We start from the raw sequence: 18,428 nt of genomic DNA on the forward strand, positions 1-18,428 counted from the left end.
GACACGGTGCAGGGTATCTCAGCCGGGGGCAGAATCTCCGCATGAAACTCCGTGCCGACTGGTCCCAGCGCTGTGTGGTCCACAGCAATGACCTGCCCTGGGTCCCGTCACCCTCGAAACTGGTGGAGCGCCGCATGCTCGAGCGCGACGGCGACGAGGTGGCCCGCGCCACCTCGGTGGTGCGTTACGCACCGGGCGCCCGGTTCGACGCCCACGACCACGGGCTGGGCGAGGAAATCCTGGTGCTCGAGGGCGTGTTCAGCGACGAGAGCGGCAACCACGGCCCCGGCACCTACCTCAAGAACCCGCCGGGCTCGCGGCATGCGCCGTTCTCGGAGCCGGGCTGCACCCTCTTCGTCAAGCTGCGTTACCAGGACCCGCAGGACCAGGCGCAGCTGGCCATCGACACCCGCCGCGCCGACTTGCGCCCGGGCCTGGTGCCCGGCCTGTCGGTGCTGCCGCTCTCGTCCTTCGGCACCTGCCACACCGCGCTGGTTCGCTGGGCGCCGGGCACGTATTTCAACCCGCACCAGCACTACGGGGGCGAGGAGATCTTCGTGGTGGAGGGCGTGTTCTCCGACGAGCACGGCGATTACCCGGCGGGCAGCTGGCTGCGCAGCCCGCACCTGAGCCAGCACCAGCCGTTCTCGCGCGAGGGCTGCCTGATCTTCGTGAAGACCGGGCACCTGCTGGCGGATGCGCAGGCACCGGCCGGCACGGGTTACGGCCGCGTCGGCGCCTGAAAATCGCCGCCCGGGCCCAACCTGCGACAATCGGGGGTCTGCCTCGATGGTGAAATTGGTAGACACAGCGGACTTAAAATCCGCCGCCCCCACCAGGGCGTACCGGTTCGATTCCGGTTCGGGGCACCAGCCACGGCCGGACACCATCACCGGCCACCCTTCCGGACATCACCGGACCAGCGAGTTTTCATGAGCCAATTCAACGCCCCCTTCGAAATCCATGTGCACGGCGACCTGCCCCTGCGCGAGGACGTGGCCTACGAGCAGATCCAGGAGGCGCTCAAACCCCTGTGGCAGTACGCCGGCGCCCGCTCGCTGGCCGCCGCTGCGGCCAGCAGCTACGAGGACGAGCCCGGCATCCGGGTCGATCAGGAAGCCCACGTGCTGCAGATCTGCTGGACGGTGGCCGGTGACGAGGACTTCCGCCAGACCATGGAAGAGGCCTGCATGGGCCTCAACGAGATCAGCGCGGCCGGCGCACCGCTGGAGGTGTCCTTCTACGACACCGAGTACGACGAGGAAGACCCGGCCGAGGGCGAGGAAGCCCGCGACGACTTCGTCATGTTCTTCGTCGGTCCCACGCCGGCGGCCATCATGCAGACCCAGCGCGACCTGCTGGTGCAGGACGTGGTGCACGTCATGGAGCGCCACTTCGACGCCGCCGAGCTCGGCGATGTGGTGGGCGCCATCGACCAGCTGTTCACCCAGCGCTTCGACGCGCTGGTCAATTCCATGCAGCTGGGCCGTCCGCCGCGCGGCCATGGCGGCTCGGGCCACGGCGGCCCGCGCAAGCCGCGCCACCTGCACTGAAGCCCGGGCGGCCTGAGGACATCCACCCATGCCGCTGTTTTCTGCCGACGCGCTCAACCCTGGCGTGCGTCCGCGCGAGGTGCTGGGCTGGGCCCTCTACGACTTTGCCAATTCCGGCTACACCACCGTGGTGCTCACGGCGGTCTTCGCGGCCTACTTCGTGGGTGCCGTGGCCGGCGGCGAAAGCTGGGCCACCCTGGCCTGGACGGCGGCCCTGAGTGCCTCCCACCTGATCGTCATGCTCACCATGCCCGGCATCGGTGCCTGGGCCGACCAGCACGGGGCCAAACGTCGGCTGCTGGCCCTGTGCACCGTGGGCTGCGTGCTGAGCACGGCATCGCTGGCGCTGGTGGGGCCGGGTGCGGTGGTGCTGGGTGTGCTGCTGGTGGTGGTGTCGAACACCTTCTTCGCCTGGGGCGAGTCGCTGGCGGCCGCCTTCCTGCCCGAGCTGGCCCGGCCGCAGGCCATGGGCCGGGTGAGCGGGTGGGGCTGGAGCCTGGGCTACGTGGGCGGCATGCTGGCGCTGGGTCTGAGCCTGGCCTGGGTGCTGCAGGCCCAGGCGGCCGGTCGACCGGCCGCCGAGTTCGTGCCGGTGACCATGCTGATCACCGCCGGCCTGTTTGCCGTGGCCGGCACCGCCTCGCTGCTGCTGCTGCGCGAACATGCCAGCCCCCGGCCGGCCGGTCCTGACACCGGTCTGGGTGCCGCCTGGCGACAGCTGCGCGCCACCCTGCGGCAGGCCCGCCACTACCGCGATTTCATGTGGCTCCTGGCCTGCGCCGCGGCCTACCAGGGCGGGGTGGCGGTGGCCATCGCGCTGGCGGCCATCTATGCCGAGCAGGTGGTGGGCTTCCAGCCGCAGCAGACCATGGTGCTGATCTTCGTGCTCAACATCGCCGCCATGGCAGGAGCCTTCGCCTTCGGTTACGGCCAGGACAGGCTGGGCCACAAGCGGGCCCTGGCCCTCACGCTGCTGGGCTGGATGGCCACCTGCGTGCTGGCCGCGCTCACCACCACCCAGGCGGTGTTCTGGTGGGCCGCTGCCATCGCCGGCCTGTGCATGGGCTCGAGCCAGTCGGCCGGGCGGGCCATGGCAGGGGTGCTGGCGCCGCCGGCCCAGCTGGCCGAGTTCTATGGCCTGTGGACCTTCGCCACCCGGGTGGCCAGCATCGTGGGTCCGCTGACCTATGGCGCCATCACCTGGATCACCGACGGCAACCACCGTCTGGCCATCGGCAGCACCGCGCTGCTGTTCGCGCTGGGCCTGGTGTTGCTGGTGCCGGTGGACATGGATCGCGGGCGCCGCGCGGCGCTGGCCTCCCCACCGCCCGCCTGAGCGGACTCAGCCCAGGTCGGGCACCACCACGCGCTGCGCCGGCTGCTGCCAGCCCAGCCAGCGGTGCGCAGCGGCGGTGAGGGCCTCGGGCTCGCCGGTGGTCAGCAGGGCGGATTCGGCCTGCGGGGCCTGGCCGGCTTCGGCCGTGGCCAGCTGCAGCACCTGGCGGGTGCGGCGGGCCACCGCCTCGCCGGTGTCCACCAGCCGCACGGCCGGGCCGGCAGCCTGCTGCAGCACTTCGATGGCAAAAGGGTAATGGGTGCAGCCCAGCACCAGGGTGTCGAGGGCCGGCATGGCCTGCCGCACCGAGCCCACATGCTGGTTGCCCAGGCGTCCGATGGCCTCGGCGTCGCCGCGCTCGATGGCCCCGGCCAGACCGTCGCAGGGCTGGTCGTGGATGTGCAGCGGGCGGGTGGCGGCGGCCTCCAGGCGCTGGCGCAGGGCGCGGTAGCGTTCGCTGCCCAGGGTGCCGCGCGTGGCCAGCACGCCCACCTGGCCGCTGGCGCTGAGTTCGGCCGCCGGCTTGATGGCCGGCTCCACGCCCACGATGGGCAGGTCGGCGTGGGTGGCGCGCAGGCCGTCGATGGCCAGCGCGGTGGCGGTGTTGCAGGCCACCACCAGCGCGTCGATGCGGTGGACCTGCCGCAGCCACCGCACGATGGCCTGGGACCGGTTGGCCACCCAGTCGGCACTGCGTTCACCGTAGGGCGCGTGCAGGCTGTCGGCCAGGTAGGTGAAACGCACGCCGGGCAGCTCGGTGCGCAGGGCCCGCAGCACGCTCAGGCCGCCGACCCCGCTGTCGAACACGCCGACGTGGCGAGCGCTGGCGTTCAAGCCGAGGCGACGGTGATGCCCTTGAACTCGCCGCTGGCGATGCGCTTCTGCCACTCGGCCGGGCCGGTGATGTGGGCGCTGGTGCCGCCGGCGTCCACCGCCACCGTCACCGGCATGTCGACCACGTCGAACTCGTAGATGGCTTCCATGCCCAGGTCTTCAAAGCCGACCACCCGGGCCGACTTGATGGCCTTGGACACCAGGTAGGCCGCGCCACCCACCGCCATGAGGTAGGCGCTCTGGTGCTTCTGGATGGCCTCGATGGCCACCGGGCCGCGCTCGGCCTTGCCCACCATGGCGATCAGGCCGGTCTCGGCCAGCATCATCTCGGTGAAGCCGTCCATGCGGGTGGCGGTGGTGGGGCCGGCCGGGCCGACGGCCTCGTCGCGCACCGGGTCCACCGGGCCCACGTAGTAGATGACCCGGTTGGTGAAGTCCACCGGCAGCTTCTCGCCCTTGGCCAGCATGCCCTGGATGCGCTTGTGCGCGGCGTCGCGGCCGGTGAGCATCTTGCCGTTGAGCAGCAGGGTCTGGCCCGGCTTCCAGGCGGCCACATCGGCCTTGGTGAGGGTGTCGAGGTTGACGCGGGTGCTCTTCTGGGTGTCGGGCACCCAGTTGACGTCGGGCCACAGGTCGAGGCTGGGCGCGTCCAGATAGACCGGGCCGCTGCCGTCCAGCACGAAGTGGGCATGGCGGGTGGCGGCGCAGTTGGGGATCATGGCCACCGGCTTGCTGGCCGCGTGGGTGGGGTACATCTTGATCTTGACGTCCAGCACCGTGGTCAGGCCGCCCAGGCCCTGCGCACCGATGCCCAGGGCGTTGACCTTGTCATACAGCTCCAGGCGCAGCTCTTCCACCTGGCTGAGCTTCTCGCCCTTGGCGGCCTTTTCCTGCAGCTGGTACATGTCCAGGTCGTCCATGAGCGACTCCTTGGCCATGAGCACCGCCTTCTCGGCCGTGCCGCCGATGCCGATGCCCAGCATGCCCGGCGGGCACCAGCCGGCGCCCATGGTGGGCACGGTCTTCATCACCCAGTCAACCACCGAGTCGCCGGGGTTGAGCATGATCATCTTGCTTTTGTTCTCGCTGCCGCCGCCCTTGGCGGCCACGGTCACTTCCACCGTGTCGCCCGGCACGATCTCGGTGAAGATGACCGCCGGCGTGTTGTCCTTGGTGTTCTTGCGCAGGAACTGCGGATCGGCCACCACGCTGGCGCGCAGCTGGTTGTCCGGGTGGTTGTAGCCGCGGCGCACGCCTTCGTTGACCGCGTCTTCCAGCCCGCCGGAAAAGCCTTCCCAGCGCACGTTCATGCCGACCTTGAGGAACACGTTGACGATGCCGGTGTCCTGGCAGATGGGCCGGTGACCCACGGCGCTCATCCGGCTGTTGGTCAGGATCTGCGCGATGGCGTCCTTGGCGGCGGCGCTCTGCTCGCGCTGGTAGGCGCGGGCCAGGTGGGCGATGTAGTCGGCCGGGTGGTAGTAGCTGATGTACTGCAGCGCGCCGGCGATGGATTCGATCAGGTCTTCCTGGCGGATGGTGCTCATGGTCTCAACAGGTGGGTGGGGGAGGGGGCAGATTCAGTGCTTGCCGCTGTCCGGCACATGCATCAGGCGGTCGGCCAGGGCGATGGCCATGGCGCTGAACAGGAAGGCCACATGGATGATGGTCTGCCACATCAGCACCTTCTCGTCGTAGTTGGCCGCGTTGATGAAGGTCTTGAGCAGGTGGATGGAGCTGATGCCGATGATGGCCGTGGCCAGCTTGACCTTGAGCACCGAGGCATTCACGTGGCTGAGCCATTCGGGCTGGTCGGGGTGGGATTCGAGGTTCATGCGGCTCACGAAGGTCTCGTAGCCACCCACGATCACCATGATGAGCAGGTTGCTGATCATGACCACGTCGATCAGGGCCAGCACCACCAGCATGATGATGGTCTCGTTCAGGCCGGTCAGGGCCACGTCGCTCTTGTAGCCGATGCTGGTGATGAGCTTCTGCAGCGCCGCTTCGTTGCCGAAGGCGGCCTCGATCAGGTGCACCAGCTCGACCCAGAAATGGAACACATAGATGCCCTGGGCGGCGATCAGGCCCAGGTACAGCGGCAGCTGCAGCCAGCGGCTGGCAAAGATCAGGTTGGGCAGGGGCCGGATGGGGCTGGTTTTGACGGGATCGGTCATGGGCAGGGAAAATGCGTGGTGGTCCGGGCGGGGTTGTACCCACCTGACGGGCAGCCTGCTATTGTAGGTGTCGCCTCTGTGTCAGTGGCCTGTAAGAGCCCCTGCGCACAGTGCCCGGCGTTCCGGTTTTCAACAACATCTCAGGAGACTTGCGCATGTCCGCACCCTCGTCGTCGATCGAATCCACCCTGGTCGAGAACCGGGTCTTCGAACCCTCTGCCGCCACCGTCCGGGCCGCCCGCATCTCGGGCATGGACGCCTACCAGGCGCTGTGCGCCGAGGCAGAGCGGGATCACGAGGGCTTCTGGGCCCGGCTGGCGCGCGAGACCCTGACCTGGCACAAGCCCTTCACCCAGACGCTGGATGCGTCCCAGGCGCCCTTCTACAAATGGTTCCAGGACGGCGAGCTCAATGCGTCGTTCAACTGCCTGGACCGCCACATGGGCACCCCGGTCGAGAACAAGACCGCCATCATCTTCGAGGCCGACGGCGGCGAGGTCACCCGCGTCACCTACCGCGAACTGCTGGCCAAAGTGTCGCAATTTGCGAATGTTCTCAAGGCCAAGGGCGTGAAGAAGGGCGACCGGGTCGTCATCTACATGCCCATGACCATCGAAGGCGTGGTGGCCATGCAGGCCTGCGCCCGCATCGGCGCCACCCACTCGGTGGTGTTCGGCGGCTTCTCGGCCAAGGCGCTGCAGGAGCGCATCCAGGACGCCGGCGCCGTGGCGGTCATCACCGCCAACTACCAGCTGCGCGGCGGCAAGGAACTGCCGCTGAAGTCCATCGTGGACGAAGGCATCGCCATGGGCGGCTGCGACACCATCAGGAACGTGATCGTGTTCCAGCGCACCCCCACCGCCTGCCACATGGTGGCCGGCCGCGACACCTTCATGCACGAGGACATGGCCGGCCAGTCCACCACCTGCCCGGCCGAGATGGTGGGTGCGGAGCACCCGCTGTTCGTGCTCTACACCTCCGGCTCCACCGGCAAGCCCAAGGGCGTGCAGCACAGCACCGGCGGCTACCTGCTGTGGGCCAACCTGACCATGAACTGGACCTTCGACCTGAAGGCCGACGACATCTTCTGGTGCACCGCCGACATCGGCTGGATCACCGGCCACAGCTACGTGGCCTACGGCCCGCTGGCCGCCGGCGCCACCCAGATCGTGTTCGAGGGTGTGCCCACCTACCCGAATGCCGGCCGCTTCTGGCAGATGATCGAGAAGCACAAGTGCACCATCTTCTACACCGCGCCCACGGCCATCCGCTCGCTCATCAAGGCGGCCGAGGGCGACGAGAAGGTGCACCCGGCCCGCTCCGACCTCTCCAGCCTGCGCCTGCTGGGTTCGGTGGGCGAGCCCATCAACCCCGAGGCCTGGATGTGGTACTACAAGCATGTGGGCGGCGAGCGCTGCCCCATCGTGGACACCTTCTGGCAGACCGAGACCGGCGGCCACATGATCACCCCGCTGCCGGGCGCCACGCCGCTGGTGCCGGGCTCCTGCACGCTGCCGCTGCCGGGCATTGCCGCTGCCATCGTGGACGAGACCGGCAATGACGTGGCGAACGGCGCCGGCGGCATCCTGGTGGTCAAGAAGCCCTGGCCGTCCATGATCCGCACCATCTGGGGCGACCCCGAGCGTTTCAAGAAGAGCTACTTCCCGGACGAGCTGCGCGGCTACTACCTGGCCGGCGACGGTGCGGTGCGCAGCGCCGACCGCGGCTATTTCCGCATCACCGGCCGCATCGACGACGTGCTCAACGTCTCGGGCCACCGCATGGGCACCATGGAGATCGAGTCCGCCCTGGTCGGCAAGACCGACCTGGTGGCCGAGGCCGCCGTGGTGGGCCGTCCGGACGACCTCACCGGCGAGGCCATCGTGGCCTTCGTGGTGCTCAAGCGCTCCCGCCCCACCGGCGACGAGGCCAAGGCCATCGCCAAGGAGCTGCGCGACTGGGTGGGCAAGGAGATCGGCCCGATCGCCAAGCCGAAGGACATCCGCTTCGGCGACAACCTGCCCAAGACCCGCTCCGGCAAGATCATGCGCCGCCTGCTGCGCTCCATCGCCAAGGGCGAGGCCATCACCCAGGACACCTCCACCCTGGAAAATCCGGCCATCCTGGAGCAGCTCGCCCAGAACAACTGAGCCTGCTTCGCCCATGAAAAAACCCGCCTTCGAGGCGGGTTTTTTTTCGGGGCTGCGCCGCAGGCGCAGGCCATCACTTCATGCCCAGGATCCAGGCGGAGAGCTTCTTGGCCTCGGCGTCGCTGACCTGCGGGTTGGCGGGCATGGGGATGGCACCCCAGACGCCGGCGCCACCCTTCTGGATCTTGGTGGCCAGCATGTCGACGGCCTTGGCGTCGCCGGCGTACTTCTTGGCGATGTCCTTGTAGGACGGGCCGACCAGCTTCTTGTCCATGGCGTGGCAGGCCAGGCAGTTCTTGCTCTTGGCCAGGGCCTCGTCGGCCATGGCAGGGGCCGACAGCACGGCCAGCGAGGCCATAATCATCAGGGTGCGTTTCATGGGGTTGTGTCCTCTGGGGGTGGTTGCGGTAGCGGTCGGATTCTATCCAGACCCTGTTGGTTCAATCCCCCGAAACGCCACGGATTCACTGCTTTTTGCCGGGTGTTTACCCGCGCTTCACCGGAGGTTTCCATGTATTTCCTGTCTGCCGGCGTGGTGCTGCTGCTGTTCAAGTACCTCGAGGTCGGCCCGGTGGCCGGCTGGTCGTGGTGGGTGGTGCTGGCGCCTTTCGGTCTGGCGGTGCTCTGGTGGGCCTGGGCCGACAGTTCGGGATACACCCGCCGCAAGCAGATGGAGAAGATGGACCAGCGCAAGGCCGACCGGATCGAGAAGCAGCGCAAGGCCCTGGGCCTGGACCGGCATCGCCGCTAGGGGCATCGAGCCCCGCCGATAATCCCGGGTTGACCGATGCACGGTCGCCCACCACCCACAACGACCCCCGAGACACCATGCCGCAATACCGCTCCAAGACCTCCACCGCCGGCCGCAACCAGGCCGGAGCCCGCGCCCTCTGGCGTGCCACCGGCATGAAGGATGGCGACTTCGGCAAGCCCATCATTGCCATCGCGAACTCCTTCACCCAGTTCGTGCCCGGCCATGTGCACCTCAAGGACCTGGGCCAGCTGGTGGCCCGCGAGATCGAGGCGGTGGGCGGTGTGGCCAAGGAGTTCAACACCATCGCGGTGGACGACGGCATCGCCATGGGCCACGACGGCATGCTGTACTCGCTGCCCAGCCGCGACATCATTGCCGACTCGGTGGAGTACATGGTCAACGCCCACTGCGCGGATGCGCTGGTGTGCATCTCCAACTGCGACAAGATCACCCCCGGCATGCTCATGGCGGCCATGCGGCTGAACATCCCGGTGGTGTTCGTCTCGGGCGGTCCGATGGAGGCCGGCAAGGTGCGCCTGGCCGTGCCGGGCAGCGCCACCATCCAGATCAAGAAGCTCGACCTGATCGACGCCATGGTCATGGCCGCCGACGACAAGGTGTCCGACGCCGACCTGGCCGAGGTGGAGCGCTCCGCCTGCCCCACCTGCGGTTCGTGCTCGGGCATGTTCACCGCCAACTCCATGAACTGCCTGACCGAGGCCCTGGGCCTCTCGCTGCCGGGCAACGGCACGGTGCTGGCCACCCACGCCGACCGCGAGGAGCTGTTCAAGCGCGCCGGCCGCACGGTGGTGGAACTCTGCCGCCGCTACTACGAGCAGGAAGACACCTCGGTGCTGCCGCGCGCCATCGGCAAGAAGGCGTTCGAGAACGCCATGACGCTCGACATCGCCATGGGCGGCTCCACCAACACCATCCTGCACATCCTGGCCGCCGCGCAGGAAGCCGGGATCGATTTCGACATGGCCGACATCGACCGCATGTCGCGCGACGTGCCGCAGCTGTGCAAGGTGGCGCCCAACACCAACAAGTACCACATCGAGGACGTGCACCGCGCCGGCGGCATCATGGCCATCCTGGGCGAGCTCGATCGCGCCGGCAAGCTGCACACCGACGTGCCCACGGTGCACGCCCCCACGCTCAAGCACGCGCTGGACGAATGGGACGTGGCCCGCAACCCGTCCGAGGCGGTCAAGACCTTCTACCTGGCCGGTCCGGCCGGCATTCCCACCCAGGTGGCCTTCAGCCAGAACACCCGCTGGCCCAGCCTGGACCTCGACCGCGCCGAGGGCTGCATCCGTTCCTACGACCATGCCTTCTCCAAGGAGGGTGGTCTGGCGGTGCTGCGCGGCAACATCGCGGTGGACGGCTGCGTGGTCAAGACCGCCGGCGTGGACGACAGCCTGATGGTGTTCGAAGGCCCGGCCCATGTGGTGGAGAGCCAGGACGACGCGGTGCAGAACATCCTGGACGACAAGGTCAAGGCCGGCGACGTGGTGGTGGTCCGCTACGAAGGCCCCAAGGGCGGCCCCGGCATGCAGGAAATGCTCTACCCCACGAGCTACATCAAGTCCAAGGGCCTGGGCAAGGCCTGTGCGCTGCTCACCGACGGCCGCTTCTCGGGCGGCACCTCGGGCCTGTCCATCGGCCACTGCTCGCCCGAGGCGGCCGCCGGCGGCGCCATCGGCCTGGTGCGCAACGGTGACCGCATCCGGATCGACATTCCCAACCGCAGCATCAACGTGCTGGTGAGCGACGAGGAACTGGCCCGCCGCCGCGCCGAGCAGGACGCCAAGGGCTGGAAGCCCGAGCAGCCGCGCCCGCGCCAGGTCTCGGCCGCGCTGCGCGCCTACGCGCTGCTGGCCACCTCGGCCGACAAGGGTGCGGTGCGCGACCTGTCCAGGCTGGAAGGCTGATGCTGGTTCACCCCGCCATCGATCCGGTGGCGCTGCAGCTGGGTCCGGTGGCCATCCACTGGTACGGCCTGACGTACCTCGCGGCCTTCGTGCTGTTCGTGCTGCTCGGGCGCCTGCGCCTGAAGCACGAGCCCTTTGCCAGCCAGCGCGAACCGGCCTGGGCCCCGCGCGACGTCGAGGACATCCTGTTCCTGGGCGTGCTGGGCGTGGTGGCCGGCGGGCGCATCGGCTACTGCGTGTTCTACCAGCCGGGCTACTACCTCCAGCACCCGCTGGAGGTGTTCGCGGTGTGGCAGGGCGGCATGAGCTTTCATGGCGGCCTGATCGGCGTGCTGTTGGCCATGGTCTGGTTCGCCCGCAGCCGGCGCCGGCCCTGGCTGCAGGTGATGGACTTCGTGGCACCCTGCGTGCCCACCGGCCTGGCGGCCGGGCGGGTGGGCAACTTCCTCAATGGCGAGCTGTGGGGCCGCGTGGCCGATCCGTCGCTGCCCTGGGGCATGGTGTTCCGGGGTGCGGGCGACCTGCCGCGCCACCCTTCGCAGGTGTACCAGTTCCTGCTGGAGGGGCTGCTGCTGTTCGTGCTGCTGTGGCTGTATGCCCGCAAGCCCCGCGCCACCGGCCAGGTGTCGGCCCTGTTCCTGCTGGGCTACGGCGTGTTCCGCTTCGTGGCCGAGTTCTTCCGCGAGCCCGACGCCCACCTGGGCCTGCTGTCGCTGGGCATGAGCATGGGCCAGTGGCTGTGCGTCCCGATGATCGTGGGCGGGCTGGCGCTGGCCTGGCACAGCCGGCCGCGTTGAGCGCCAGCGATCCGACCGCGGAGGGCAGGGTAAGCACCTGCCCATTTTTTCGGACTCCGATCTAGCATTACGCGTAATTACAGATAATTTCCTGACCCTGCCCACGCACCCCCCCCATGCGCCTGGTCCCCAGCTCCCTGCACGACGACGTGGCCGACCGGCTGCGCGGGCTGATCTTCGGCGGCAGCCTGGCGCCCGGCAGCTTCATCGACGAGCCGGCGCTGTGTGAGCAGCTGGGCATCTCCCGCACGCCGCTGCGCGAGGCGCTGAAGGTGCTCACTGCCGAGGGACTGCTGCGGCACGAACCGCGGCGCGGCTGCTTCGTCAACCAGATCACCGAGCGCGACCTGGACGAGATCTTTCCGGTGATCGCGCTGCTGGAAGGCCGCTGCGCCTTCGAGGCGGCGCGCAACGCCAGCGACGCCGACCTGGCCGCACTCGATGTGCTGCACCAGCGCCTCAACCGCCATGCCCAGGCCCGGCGCATCAGCGAGTACTACGAGACCAACCACGCCATCCACGAAGCCATCATCACCCTGGCCGACAACCGCTGGCTGGCCCAGGTGATCGGCGACCTGCGCAAGATCCTGCGGCTGGCCCGGCTGCAGCAGCTGCATGCCCCCGGTCGCCTGGCCCAGAGCCTGGCCGAGCACATGGCGGTGTACGCCGCCCTCCAGGCCCGCGATGCCGAGGGCGCCGAGGCGGCCATGCGCACCCACCTGACGCGTCAGCGCGAGGCGCTGCGCGAGCTGGCCCGCCAACGCACTTCAAGGATTTCGGCATGAACGCTTCGACCTGGATCAGCGAGCGGGTGGGCAAGCTTCGTTCATCGGCGCCTGCATCGGTGCGGCGCAGCACCGCCGAGCGGCTGAAGGCGCGGCTGCGCCAGGGTGACGAGGCCCTGTCGCCGCGCGCCCTGCGCCAGCGGCTCGACGAGATCCAGGCCATCGTGGACCCCATGGTCAGCGAGGTCGAGGGCGGTCGTCGGGCCCAGCTGCTGATGGACTGGTACGCCACCGCGCCGGCACCCGAGCGGCGCGATGTCTGGCGGCTGCTGTGCGAGCAGTTCAAGGCCGACCCCGAGAAGGTCCGCAAGGCCCAGGCCGATCTGGCCGCTGCCGCCGGGACGCCGGACGAGGCCGCGGCCGAGGTGCGGTTCCGCCGCGCCACCGTCTCGCCCCGGCGCCGGGTGCTGCAGCGCATCAGCGCGCATCCGCAGGGCATCCGGTTCCTGGTGGACATGCGGGCCGAACTGCAGCCCTGCCTGAAGGGCGAGCCGTCGCTGCAGGCGCTGGATGTGGAGATGGAGTACATGTTCTCCACCTGGTTCGACGTGGGCTTTCTGGAGCTGCGCCGCATCAGCTGGGACTCGCCGGCCTCGCTGGTGGAAAAGCTGATCCAGTACGAGGCGGTGCACGACATCCGCAGCTGGGCCGACGTGAAGAACCGGCTCGACAGCGACCGCCGCTGCTACGGCTTCTTCCACCCGCGTCTGCCCGGCGAGCCGCTGATCTTCGTGGAAGTGGCGCTCATGAACCACATCGCCCAGAGCATCACGCCGTTGCTGGACGAGTCGGCCGCCCCGGACGACCTGACCCGCGCCACCACCGCCATCTTCTATTCCATCAGCAACACCCAGACCGGCCTGCGGGGTGTGAGCTTCGGTGATTCGCTGATCAAGCACGTGGTGGAAACCCTGCAGGCCGAGTTCCCGCGCCTCAAGGTGTTCGCCACGCTCTCGCCGATTCCCGGGCTGCGGACCTGGCTGCAGCGCCAGGCACCGGCCGATCTGCTGGCGGCCTGGGAGCGCTGGGACGAACTGGGCGAACACGACACGCCGCGGCGGGCCTTGCTGGGCTGGGCCGCGCGCTACCTGACCCGCGAACTGGCCGACGGCAAGCCGCTGGACCCGGTGGCCCGCTTCCATCTGGGCAACGGGGCGCGGGTGGAGCGCCTGAACTGGGGTGCCGACCCCTCGGCCAAAGGGGTCAAGCAGTCGTATGGCCTGATGGTCAACTACCTCTACGACCTCAAGCGCCTGGACCGGCATCGCGCCCAGCTCGCAGCCGGAAAAATACCGATGGCCGGCGCCGTGGAAGACCTGTACCTTTGACCGCTTTCACCCACAACCACAACGACCCGGAGACAACACCATGAGCCCATTGCTGCAACGCCGCCACCTGCTGGGTGCCACCCTGGCCGGCACCGCCCTTCACCATGCGGGCGCCTTCGCCCAGACCGGCTGGCCCGCCAAGCCGGTCACCATGATCGTGCCGTTCCCGGCCGGCGGCGGCACCGACGCCTTCGCGCGGCCGCTGTCCGCGGCCTTCACCCGGCTCTCCGGCAAGTCGCTGGTGATCGACAACCGGGGCGGCGCCGGCGGCACGCTGGGGGCCAGCATCGCGGCCAAGGCCCAGCCCGACGGCTACACCCTGTTCATGGGCGCGGTGCACCACTCCATCGCCCCGGCCATGTACCCCAAGCTCGATTACGACATCGAGAAGGACCTGATCCCCCTGATCCTGGTGGCCAGCGTGCCGCAGGTGCTGGTGGTCAGCCCCAAGCGCATCCCGGGCAACTTCCAGGACTTCCTCAAGCAGGTCAAGTCCAGTCCCGGCAAGCTCAACTACGGCTCGGCCGGCGGCGGCACCTCGCACCACCTGGCCGGCGAGCTGTTCAAGCAGCAGACCAAGACCTTCATCACCCACATCCCCTACCGGGGCGCGGGCCCGGCCCTCAACGACCTGATCGCCGGCAACGTGGACATGATGTTCGACGGCCTGGGATCGTCGGCCGCGCACATCAAGGGCGGCCGCATCAAGGCGCTCATGGTGGCCGGCGCCAGGCGCAATCCGGCCTTCCCCGACGTGCCCTGCGCCGCCGAACTGGGCCTGCCGGACTACAACGTCACCACCTGGTACGGCGTGTGGGCCCCCAAGGGCACCCCGGCCGATGCCCAGAAGGCCGCCATCGACGAGATCCGCAAGGCGGTCAACACCGACGAGGCCAAGGCCGTGTGGGCCAACCAGGGCGCCGAGTTCCCGGACCTCAGCGGCAATGCCTTCGACAGCTTCGTCAAGGGCGAGATCCGCAAGTGGGCTGCCGTGGTCAAGGCCTCGGGCGCCAAGCTGGACTGATGCGCGGCGTGGGCCACATCCGCTTCGGTATCGAAGGGGCGCTGGCCCGCGTGACGCTGTGCCATCCCGGTCGGCTCAATGCCATGTCGCGCGCCATGTGGCGCGAGCTGGCCGACGTTTTCCGGCGGCTGCAGGCCGGCCCGGGCGAACTGGCCGGCGTGCGCGCCGTGCTGGTGAGCGGGGAGGGCGGCCACTTCTGTGCCGGGGGCGACATCGCCGAATACCCGGATTTCCGGTTCCGCCCGGAGGGGCTGCGCGACTTCCACGAGAACGACGTCTGGGGCGGCCTGTCCGCCATGCTGGACTGCGACCTGCCGGTGGTGGCCGCCATCGAGGGCAACTGCATGGGCGCCGGCATGGAGATCGCCAGCTGCTGCGACATCCGTGTGGCCGGCCAAGGTGCCCGCTTCGGCGCGCCGATTGCGCGGCTGGGCTTCCCCATGGCCCCGCGCGAGGCCCAGCTGGTGGCCCGCGAGGCCGGTCTGGCCACGGCACGCGAAATGCTGCTGCAGGCCGCCGTGCTGGATGCAAACACCCTGCTGCAGCGCGGCTTCCTGCAGGCGGTGGTCGATGACGCCGACGTGCAGGCCGATGCGCTGGAGCGCGCCACCCGCATGGCCGGCCTGGCCCCGCAGGCGGCGCGGCTTAACAAGCAGACCCTGCGTGCCCTGTGCCCGCCCGAACCCGATGCCGCCCTGCTGGCCGGCGCCTACGACTACGCCGACAGCGCCGAGCACCGCGAAGGCATCACGGCATTCCTGCACAAGCGCGCCCCGGTGTTCGGGGGCGCCTGATATTTCCTGTACCACCCCGCCTGCCATGAGCAACCACAACCTGTATGTCGCCCTGCGCGACGCCTTCCCCGCCGACCTGGACGCCACCGCCGTGGAGACCGTGGGCGGTGCCCAGTCCGGCCTGCGTTATTCATGGCGCGATCTGGACCGCGCCACTGCCATGGTGGCCAACCTGATCGACTCGCTGAAGCTGCCGCCGCGCTCGCGCATCGCGGTGCAGGTGGAGAAGTCGGTCGAGGCCCTCATCCTGTACCTGGCCACGCTGCGCGCCGGTCATGTGTTCCTGCCGCTCAACACCGCCTACCAGGCCGGCGAGATCGAGTACTTCGTGGGCAACGCAGAGCCGGCCATGGTGGTGTGCAGTCCGGCCAATTTCGGCTGGGTCTCCAAGATCGCCTTCCAGGCCGGCACCCGCCATGTGTTCACCCTGGGCGACGACCGCACCGGCAGCCTGCTGGACCGCGCCGCCCACCACAGCGACGTGCACACCCCGGCCACCTGCGCGGCCGACGAGCTGGGCGTGATCATCTACACCAGCGGCACCACCGGCCGCAGCAAGGGGGCCATGCTCTCGCACGGCAACATGCTGAGCAACGCCCGCGTGCTGCGCGACTACTGGGGCTGGAAGGCCGACGACGTGCTGATCCATGCGTTGCCCATCTTCCATGTGCACGGTCTGTTCGTGGCCATCCATGGCGCACTCATCAACGGCAGCCCGATGCTGTGGCTCAACAAGTTCGAGCCCCGGGCGGTGCTGGAGCTCATGGGGCGTGCCACCGTGTTCATGGGCGTGCCCACGCTCTACACCCGCCTGCTGGCCGAGCCGGGCCTCACCCGCGAGGCGGCTGCCGGCATGCGGCTGTTCGTGTCGGGCTCGGCACCGCTGCTGATCGAGACCTTCCAGGCCTGGCGGGAGCGCACCGGCCACACCATCCTGGAACGCTACGGCATGAGCGAGACCATCATGCTGACCTCCAACCCCTACCGCGAGGACCCGCGCCATCCCGGCCAGACCGAGCGCCGGGGCGGCACCGTGGGATTCCCGCTGCCCGGCGTGCAGCTGCGCGTGGTGGACGACGCCGGCCGCCCGGTGGAGACCGGCGAGATCGGTGGCATCCAGGTGCGCGGCCCCAACGTGTTCAGCGGCTACTGGCGCATGCCCGAGAAGACGGCCGAGGAGTTCACCAGCGACGGCTTCTTCAAGACCGGCGACGTGGGCAAGGTCGACGAGCGTGGTTATGTGACCATCGTCGGCCGCAGCAAGGACCTCATCATCTCCGGCGGCTACAACGTCTATCCGGCCGAGGTCGAGAGCGAGCTCAACCAGATGCCCGGCGTGGCCGAGAGCGCGGTGGTGGGCGTGCCGCACCCGGACTTCGGCGAGGTGGGGGTGGCGGTGGTGATCGCCCGGCCCGGCACCGAGCCCGATCCGCAGGCGCTGATCAACGCGCTCAAGGCGCGGCTGGCCAACTACAAGATCCCCAAGCGGTGCTTCGTGGTGCCCGAACTGCCGCGCAACACCATGGGCAAGGTGCAGAAGAACCTGCTGCGCGACCAGCACAAGGGCCTGTTCAGCTGAGGGGGCTCAACCGGCCTGGGCCTCCATCCGCCGGATCACCCGGCGGCACAGCCACATGCCGGCCACCCCGAAGCCCACCACGCCCAGGCCATAGCCGGCCAGCACGCCCAGGGCGCCAAACCACTGCCCGCCCAGGGCAATGAAGGGGGCCACGCCCAGCGTGGCTCGGCCCCAGTTCAGCGCGGTGGAATAGAAGGCGAAGCCCAGGTTGTTGAAGGCCGCGTTGGCCACGAACAGCGCGCCGTTGAACAGGTAGCTGCCGGCCACGAACAGGCAGAAGAACTCGATGAGTTCGGCCGCCTCCCCGGTGGCCCCGAACGCCTGTGCGATCCAGCCTCGGGTCAGCGCCAGCAGCAGCCACACCGCCAGCACATACACCGCCACCAGCTTCAGGCTGTCGTCCAGCGTGCTGCGCAGGCGGTCGTGCCGCTGCGCGCCCAGGTTCTGTCCCATGATCGGCCCCACCGCGCCGGACAAAGCGAACAGCGCCACGAAGGCCAGCGGAATGATCCGCACGATGACGGCCCAGGCTGCCACCGCCGCGTCGCCGAACGGTGCCATCACCCCGGTCACCATGGCGTTGCCCACCGGCGTGGCCAGTTGCGTGAGCACCGCCGGCAGACCGATGGCCATGTAGGGCTTCCAGTGCTGCTGCAGGCTGGAGCGCGTCGGCCACGCCCAGAGCCGGTGCCGTCGCACCAGCGCGTGCAGGCCGAAGGCCACCATCGCGGCGCGGGCGATCACGGTCACCCCGGCTGCGCCGTCCAGGCCCCAGCCCAGGGTCAGGATGGCCAGCGGGTCCAGGCAGGCCACCACGGCGGCGCCGCACAGCGTCACGCCCATGGCACGCCGGGCATCGCCCACGGCGCGCAGCAGGGCGCCCAGGCCCATGGCCAGGCCCAGCAGCGGGGCCGAGGGCAGCACGATCCACAGGAAGCGCGCCGCCGCCTGCGCCGCTTCGCCCCGGGCACCCAGGGCCTGCAGCATCCAGGGCACGGCAGGGGCCATCAGCAGGGCGCAGGCCGCCATGGACAGTCCCATGTAGGCCAGCGAGGCGCCGGCCATCTGCCGGGCCTGCGGCATCTGCCCGGCCCCCAGGGCGCGGGAGGTCAGGGCGGTGGCGGCAATCGCCAGCCCGATGGACAACGAGGTCAGGAAGAACAGCAGCGTGGCGGCATAGCCTGCGGCCGCCGTGAGTTCGGGCTGACCCAGCCGGGCGATGTAGAACAGGTTGAGCACGTCCACCGCGAACAGCGCCATCAGCCCGACCGAGCCGGCGGCGGTCATGGAGGTGACGTGGCCCAGGGTGGAGCCGGTCAGGAAACGACCGGCGTTGGGGGGGGTGGGGCGTGCGGTGGGAGCAGACATGCGGGGCGCATTCTG

General features: G+C 69.2%; 17 protein-coding genes and 1 tRNA gene. 13 read left to right on the forward strand and 5 right to left on the reverse strand.

The window, feature by feature from the left end; genetic code table 11:
- Positions 1–41 precede the first annotated feature (41 nt).
- From CAP38_RS07530 to CAP38_RS07545, 4 genes are all read left to right on the forward strand, one after another.
- Positions 42–743, forward strand: a complete 702-nt coding sequence (locus CAP38_RS07530; RefSeq protein ID WP_086120548.1) for a cupin domain-containing protein — start codon at positions 42–44, stop codon at positions 741–743.
- A 40-nt stretch (positions 744–783) separates the two neighbouring features.
- A tRNA-Leu gene (locus CAP38_RS07535) sits at positions 784–872 on the forward strand.
- Between the two features lie 60 nt (positions 873–932).
- Positions 933–1,553, forward strand: a complete 621-nt coding sequence (locus CAP38_RS07540) for a DUF6806 family protein (RefSeq protein WP_086120550.1) — start codon at positions 933–935, stop codon at positions 1,551–1,553.
- A 28-nt stretch (positions 1,554–1,581) separates the two neighbouring features.
- Positions 1,582–2,889 carry an MFS transporter gene (locus tag CAP38_RS07545; protein ID WP_086120552.1) on the forward strand — a complete coding sequence of 436 codons (1,308 nt, stop codon included), beginning with the start codon at positions 1,582–1,584 and terminating at the stop codon, positions 2,887–2,889.
- A 6-nt stretch (positions 2,890–2,895) separates the two neighbouring features.
- On the opposite strand, the gene murI is transcribed toward CAP38_RS07545, so the two are convergent.
- Genes murI through CAP38_RS07560 form a run of 3 tightly spaced genes read right to left on the reverse strand, consistent with a single transcriptional unit; the run spans position 2,896 to position 5,900 of the window.
- Positions 2,896–3,723, reverse strand: coding sequence for a glutamate racemase (murI, locus tag CAP38_RS07550; protein ID WP_086120554.1), 828 nt, complete (start codon positions 3,721–3,723; stop codon positions 2,896–2,898).
- A complete protein-coding gene (locus CAP38_RS07555) occupies positions 3,720–5,270 on the reverse strand; it encodes a fumarate hydratase (RefSeq protein ID WP_086120556.1) in 1,551 nt (516 codons plus the stop codon). Before CAP38_RS07555 ends, murI begins: the two co-directional genes overlap by 4 nt.
- A gap of 33 nt (positions 5,271–5,303) precedes the next feature.
- Positions 5,304–5,900: a YqhA family protein gene (locus CAP38_RS07560; protein ID WP_086120558.1), complete on the reverse strand. Its 597-nt coding sequence runs from the start codon at positions 5,898–5,900 to the stop codon at positions 5,304–5,306.
- A gap of 155 nt (positions 5,901–6,055) precedes the next feature.
- Between CAP38_RS07560 and acs the strand changes: the two genes are divergently transcribed.
- Entirely contained in the window at positions 6,056–8,050 is a 1,995-nt protein-coding gene (gene acs / locus CAP38_RS07565; protein ID WP_086120560.1) for an acetate--CoA ligase, read from the forward strand.
- 73 nt (positions 8,051–8,123) lie between these two features.
- Here acs and CAP38_RS07570 read toward each other — a convergent pair whose 3' ends face one another.
- Positions 8,124–8,429, reverse strand: a complete 306-nt coding sequence (locus CAP38_RS07570; RefSeq protein WP_086120562.1) for a c-type cytochrome — start codon at positions 8,427–8,429, stop codon at positions 8,124–8,126.
- Between the two features lie 132 nt (positions 8,430–8,561).
- Here CAP38_RS07570 and CAP38_RS07575 point away from each other — a divergent pair, with 132 nt between their 5' ends.
- The 8 genes from CAP38_RS07575 to CAP38_RS07610 all read left to right on the forward strand — a co-directional run bounded on the left by CAP38_RS07575 (position 8,562) and on the right by CAP38_RS07610 (position 17,045).
- Entirely contained in the window at positions 8,562–8,801 is a 240-nt protein-coding gene (locus CAP38_RS07575; protein ID WP_086120564.1) for a TIGR04438 family Trp-rich protein, read from the forward strand.
- Positions 8,802–8,878: 77 nt separating this feature from the next.
- Positions 8,879–10,738 carry a dihydroxy-acid dehydratase gene (gene ilvD, locus CAP38_RS07580; protein WP_086121094.1) on the forward strand — a complete coding sequence of 620 codons (1,860 nt, stop codon included), beginning with the start codon at positions 8,879–8,881 and terminating at the stop codon, positions 10,736–10,738.
- Positions 10,738–11,535: a prolipoprotein diacylglyceryl transferase gene (gene lgt, locus CAP38_RS07585; protein ID WP_086120566.1), complete on the forward strand. Its 798-nt coding sequence runs from the start codon at positions 10,738–10,740 to the stop codon at positions 11,533–11,535. Before ilvD ends, lgt begins: the two co-directional genes overlap by 1 nt.
- Before the next feature lie 116 nt (positions 11,536–11,651).
- The gene (locus CAP38_RS07590) at positions 11,652–12,320 is read left to right on the forward strand and encodes a GntR family transcriptional regulator (protein WP_086120567.1); all 669 of its coding nucleotides are present in this window, start codon (positions 11,652–11,654) and stop codon (positions 12,318–12,320) included.
- Positions 12,317–13,648: a malonyl-CoA decarboxylase domain-containing protein gene (locus CAP38_RS07595; RefSeq protein WP_086120569.1), complete on the forward strand. Its 1,332-nt coding sequence runs from the start codon at positions 12,317–12,319 to the stop codon at positions 13,646–13,648. The genes CAP38_RS07590 and CAP38_RS07595 overlap by 4 nt, the downstream gene beginning before the upstream one ends.
- A 40-nt stretch (positions 13,649–13,688) precedes the next feature.
- The gene (locus CAP38_RS07600; RefSeq protein WP_086120571.1) at positions 13,689–14,672 is read left to right on the forward strand and encodes a tripartite tricarboxylate transporter substrate binding protein; all 984 of its coding nucleotides are present in this window, start codon (positions 13,689–13,691) and stop codon (positions 14,670–14,672) included.
- Positions 14,672–15,466: an enoyl-CoA hydratase/isomerase family protein gene (locus tag CAP38_RS07605; protein ID WP_086120573.1), complete on the forward strand. Its 795-nt coding sequence runs from the start codon at positions 14,672–14,674 to the stop codon at positions 15,464–15,466. The genes CAP38_RS07600 and CAP38_RS07605 overlap by 1 nt, the downstream gene beginning before the upstream one ends.
- 25 nt (positions 15,467–15,491) lie before the next feature.
- A complete protein-coding gene (locus CAP38_RS07610) occupies positions 15,492–17,045 on the forward strand; it encodes a malonyl-CoA synthase (RefSeq protein ID WP_086120575.1) in 1,554 nt (517 codons plus the stop codon).
- A 6-nt stretch (positions 17,046–17,051) separates the two neighbouring features.
- Here CAP38_RS07610 and CAP38_RS07615 read toward each other — a convergent pair whose 3' ends face one another.
- On the reverse strand, positions 17,052–18,413 hold the full coding sequence (locus CAP38_RS07615; RefSeq protein WP_086120577.1) for an MATE family efflux transporter: 1,362 nt from the start codon (positions 18,411–18,413) through the stop codon (positions 17,052–17,054).
- Positions 18,414–18,428: the final 15 nt, after the last annotated feature.

The organism is Hydrogenophaga sp. IBVHS2, from assembly GCF_002127215.1.
Classification (GTDB): Bacteria; Pseudomonadota; Gammaproteobacteria; order Burkholderiales; family Burkholderiaceae_C; genus Hydrogenophaga.